4 protein-coding genes are annotated in these 4,398 nt (G+C 35.8%); all 4 read right to left on the bottom strand.

The window, feature by feature from the left end:
* Positions 1 to 156 precede the first annotated feature (156 nt).
* A complete protein-coding gene (locus HU235_RS06565; protein WP_233452150.1) occupies positions 157 to 1,071 on the bottom strand; it encodes a carbohydrate ABC transporter permease in 915 nt (304 codons plus the stop codon).
* A gap of 13 nt (positions 1,072 to 1,084) precedes the next feature.
* Positions 1,085 to 2,059 carry an ABC transporter permease gene (locus HU235_RS06560; RefSeq protein WP_095301910.1) on the bottom strand — a complete coding sequence of 325 codons (975 nt, stop codon included), beginning with the start codon at positions 2,057 to 2,059 and terminating at the stop codon, positions 1,085 to 1,087.
* A gap of 94 nt (positions 2,060 to 2,153) precedes the next feature.
* Positions 2,154 to 3,800: an extracellular solute-binding protein gene (locus tag HU235_RS06555; protein ID WP_233452149.1), complete on the bottom strand. Its 1,647-nt coding sequence runs from the start codon at positions 3,798 to 3,800 to the stop codon at positions 2,154 to 2,156.
* Positions 3,801 to 4,018: 218 nt separating this feature from the next.
* Positions 4,019 to 4,398: sensor histidine kinase (locus HU235_RS06550; RefSeq protein WP_233452148.1), on the bottom strand; the 380-nt coding region annotated here is incomplete at its 5' end.

Here is a 4,398-nt window from a genome sequence, read left to right as displayed (position 1 = left end):
ATAATTAACTCTTTTTGAGAATGTAAAGTTATTGGATTTACGGCTGCACCAACTTTAAAATCATCTTTGTATACTTCGGATAATGATGGGACTACTTTTTGAGCAGAATGTGTCGTCATCTTTTTCTCTCCTTCAATTATAGTTGAATACTATCCTTTACTTAACTGCCCCTAGCGTCATTCCTTTCACAAAATATTTTTGTAGAAACGGGTACACGCAAATAATTGGGAGACTCGCTACAATCGTCATAGTAGCCTGAATGGACTTAGGTGTAACAGCTTGGACGGCACGTTCACCACTAGCCTGAGCAGTATTCCAATCTCCATTTGAAGTTGCCGTATTTTGAAGAATTTTCATTAACTCATATTGTAAGGTTGTTAAATTCGGATTGCTTGAATTATACAAAAATACATCAAACCATTGGTTCCACTGACCAACAGCAACAAATAATGCTACAGTTGCTAAAACCGGTAAGGATAGAGGTAACACAATTTGGAAGAACATTCTAAAGTCTCCTGCACCGTCAATTCGTGCTTGCTCAAATAGACTTTTTGGCAGACCTTCGATAAATGACCGCATAATAATGAGATTGAAGGCACTTATTAAACCAGGTAAAATATAGACCCAAAACGTTCCGATTAAATGTAAATCTTTTATTAAAAGATAACCTGGAATTAACCCTCCATTAAAATACATCGTCATAATAAATATGATTGTCACTGATTTTTTTAAAACAAACTTCTCTTGAGCTATCGCATATGCCACCATTGCTGTACATAATAATCCAATCCCTGTACCAACAACAGTTCTAGCAATCGAAACAATTATGGCCTGAATGATCGATGCTTGGCTAAATACATATTCATAGTTTCGCCAAGTAAATTCTCTTGGCCATAAATAGATTCCACCTTTCATCGAATCTGTTGCCGCATTTAATGAAAGGGCAATTTGGTTTAGGAAAGGGTATAGCATAATCACACTAAGCAATAACATAAAAATGATATTAAACGTATCAAAGATTACATCTTCTCTCGTTCTCATCAAACTCCTTCTTTTCATGACTCTTAACATTCTTTTCCCCCTCCTAATATAGTCCACCTTGACCCATTTTTTTCGAAAATGAATTAGCAGCTACGAGGAATATCAAGCTTATAACGGTTTTAAACACTCCTGCTGCTGTTGCCAATGAGAAATTAAACATGGAAATTCCATAGTTGATAACAAATACATCAATATTCTCTGAATACTCGATGTTCTGTCCATTACCAAGCAAATATTGTGGTTCAAATCCAGCTTCAATAATGTATCCAATATTCATAATTAATAGGATGACAATTACTTGCTTCATTCCAGGAAGGGTAATATATCGAATCCTCTGTAATCGAGAAGCACCATCAATTTTTGCTGCTTCATATTGCTCTTGGTCAATCATCGATATCGCTGCTAAATAAATAATTGTATTCCACCCTACATTTTTCCAAACCTCTGAGGCACCTAAAATCCCCCAAAAATACTCAGCTTTTCCTAACCAAAGAATTTCATTGTCAATAATATTCAGTCCCATTAATAGTTCATTAATGATTCCATCAATAGACAATACAGAGGAAATAAGCGCAGCTGCTACAACCCAAGAAAGGAAGTGAGGTAAATAGCTAATGGTTTGGACAACTCGTTTAAATTTTAGATTTGTTAATTCATTTATTAATAGAGCTAATCCAATGGCAGTAACAAAGCCTAAAACGAGATTAATAATGCTTTGAGCTAAGGTATTTCTAAGTACTCCTAAGAACCGATCATCTGTAAAGAGAAAGATAAAATGTTTAAAGCCTACCCATTCCTGTTCGGTAAATGAACGAGCTGGTTTGAAATCCTGAAAGGCCATCGACCATCCCCATATTGGGAAATATTTAAAAATAAATACCCAAATAACAAAGGGCAATGTCATTAATAATAATGACTTTTGACTACGGCATTTTTTTATAAATGCTTTCATGCCCTTTTCTTGATTTAGCTGAACAATTAAAGGTGCATCTGTTTTCGCCTTTGATTGCGCTTGCATATTTTGACCTCCTTTTCCTATTTGATAAACTCCTTTTAGAATGAAAAGGGCTGAACTTCTTCCTATCGATCATTCAGCCCTCTCATAACGCCTCTTATTTACTCATTAGCTCTGCTTCTTTTTTAACGGATGCCTCGATCACATCTTCGTAGGCTTCGTAAGGCAATTTATCAAATTCCTTTTTAAATTTATTCCACTCTTTTTCAAAGTTAGCTGGATCTGCGAGGATGATGTCAGGGTACGAACGCTTAATAAGATCACGAGATTGTTGGTCATATAGCTGTGCTTCAGAACCAGTCTCAATCGTTGCATCCCAGAATGGGAACCATGGTGCTGGATCTGGCTCTGTAAATAAATCAGTGAACGTTTCTATGTTGTACGCTTTAAGAAACTCTTTATCAACTTCATCATAGGCAAGCTGAGCAACTTCAGGTTGAACAGCTGGATCAACAGAGTTACCGTCATCAAAAGTACCGCTCATGATTGGCCAATACCACCCAAGTGCAGTAAATCCAAATTCGTCTCTAAACTCTTCTTTGCTAACTAAATCAATTTGTTCTTGTGTCCGAATAAAACGACCTTCCTCATTTACTTCATAGGTTTCGCCTTCAATTCCCCATGTAATCAGCTTTTGCGAATCGATTTTTGCCATGTGATCTAAAAATTTTATAATCCTTACCTGATCTTCTTCAGGAGTACCTGTCGTTAGTCCCATTCCTGGAGAGGTTACGAAGGATTCTGGATTTAAGTATTGATCTTTAATTCCATCCTCGAAAACAATAGGGAAGCCCATATAATCATTGTAAGGGTCATCATCTTGCTCAAGTGTATCTAGAGCTGTACCAGATTCCCAACGTGGCCCAAACCATCCAACAACACGCCCTGAAGATATTTTCGCTAAATACTCATCATAGTTTTGGGTAAACGCCTCTCTATCAAAAAGTCCTTTATCATTTATTTCATTTAATATTTTCAGCCATCTCTTTGTCATGTCTTTATTATGATAAACAGATACCTCTAATGTTTTATCGTCAACAATAATTCCTTCCTGTTCACCTGATAAAAAGGCTGGTGGGTCAAATAGCTGACCAACATGCCAATCATACTGTAATAATGTATATGGAATCGTATCTGCACCATTTGTTTTTGGATGCGCTTTTGCATATTTTTCAACGATTTCAAAAAACTCATCAATTGTTTTAGGGTGTGGATAACCTTGCTCTTTTAATGCGTCCCGTTTAATCCAAAATGCACTTTGTCCAACATTTGGAGGCTTAATATATCCATTTGATACACCAGAAGGAAGAATATAAATATTTCCATCCTCATGTTTCATTTTTTCCCAAATCGGATCATATAATTTTCTAAGGTTTGGAGCATGTTCCTCAATCAGATCATTAAGTGGAACAAATCCACCAGCATCAATTACATCATTTGTTGCGTTTTGCGCATTTAGTAATTCTGGATATTCACCACTAGCAATCATTGTACCGATTTTTTGGTTACTATCTCCCACGATATGTTCGATGTTAAAGTTAACCCCTGTTGCTTCCTCGAACATTTTTCCGATTTTTGTATCACCTGTATTGACATCTTTACCTGTAGAAGATGCATTAAAGAATGTGTAAGTAAAAACTTTACCTTCTTCTTGTCCTGAACTTTCTTTGTTTGAACAAGCAGTAACGACGGACAACAGTAACATGAGACTCAAAAACAAAACTAGAGACTTCCTATTTACCACCTTAATTCCCCCTTATTCGTAATTTAATGATTGCTTCACCCCATTGTTGTAAGCACTTTCATTATAGCTCAGACACCTATTTTAAGTGACCTTACAAAGTATAGTTTTTACTTTGTAAACTATAGTCCTCCTTTCATATAAAGAAAAACCAATGTACACCGTTAAAAACGATACACATTGGTTACTGTTTTTATCGTAATAACTTAAAGAAAGAATAATTAATACTTATGTTCAAAAAATGGGACTTGAATTTTTACAGTTGTTCCGATTCCTTTATTACTAACGATACTAAAATCAAATTGATTAGAGTAATGTAACTTAAGACGATAGTAGACATTTTTTATCCCTACATGTTCGCCAATGCTGGAAACCTCCTCTAATGATCCGAGAAGCTGTTCATATTCATTTTTTTCCATCCCCTGGCCATTGTCGTTAACCTCAAATACTAACCGGTCATTTTCGCGCTTTATTGAAATGCTGATCATCCCTTTGCCTTTAATCGGTTCAATACCATGAATACTAGCATTTTCAACGAAAGGAATGAGCGACATGTTTGGGATAAGACACTTAGAGGCTTCTGGATCAATATTTATTTGAT

The organism is Metabacillus niabensis (genome assembly GCF_902829255.1).
In the GTDB taxonomy this organism is placed as follows: Bacteria; Bacillota; Bacilli; order Bacillales; family Bacillaceae; genus Metabacillus; species Metabacillus niabensis.
The sequence above is the reverse complement of the archived record's forward strand: the minus strand, read 5'-3'. Positions and strand labels throughout refer to the sequence as shown.

Coding starts and splice junctions, on each gene's coding strand:
- HU235_RS06560 (WP_095301910.1), bottom strand. CDS start 2,059: ATGCAAGCGCAATCAAAGGCGAAAACAGATGCACCTTTAATTGTTCAG.
- HU235_RS06565 (WP_233452150.1), bottom strand. CDS start 1,071: ATGTTAAGAGTCATGAAAAGAAGGAGTTTGATGAGAACGAGAGAAGAT.